Origin of the sequence: uncultured Microbulbifer sp., assembly GCF_947489355.1 — a bacterium.
In the GTDB taxonomy this organism is placed as follows: Bacteria; Pseudomonadota; Gammaproteobacteria; order Pseudomonadales; family Cellvibrionaceae; genus Microbulbifer.
This window is the reverse complement of sequence record NZ_CANLDD010000185.1, coordinates 1-429: the sequence shown is the minus strand read 5'-3', so window position 1 is coordinate 429 and position 429 is coordinate 1. Positions and strand designations below refer to the sequence as shown.

The following is a 429-nucleotide window of genomic DNA, read 5'->3' as shown; positions in this document are numbered from 1 at the left end:
CCTGACCTTGACTGGCAGTGATAATCAACTGTCGGCAGGCACACTGACTTTCGAAGGTATTTTCAGTGCAACCACAGCGCTTTTAACCGGCAGCAGTGGCGATGACCAGTTTACCATCACCGGCACAAATACCCTGAATACAGCGAACATCAGCTTCAGCGAAGTGGATACAGTCAATGCGGGTTTGGGCAGCGACAGCCTGAAGGGCTCAGATGGCGAGGACAGGTTCGAAATTACCGACCTGAATGCGCTGATGGCTAATAATATTGCCTTTAGCGGTATCAGCAGCGTTGATGCCCTTGGAGGTATCGACACGGTCAACGGAGCCGAAGATGCCGAGTGGTTACTGACTGGTAATAATAAAGAAGCCCGCAACAGCGGTATCCTGTTCTCTGAAGTGGAAACCCTTACCGCCACCAATGCCACGCT

1 protein-coding gene is annotated in these 429 nt (G+C 51.7%); it reads left to right on the top strand.

Annotated features, from left to right (window positions below):
- Nucleotides 1–429, top strand: a 429-nt coding sequence (locus Q1A48_RS21385; RefSeq protein ID WP_299948902.1) for a hypothetical protein, incomplete at both ends; no start/stop codon positions are given.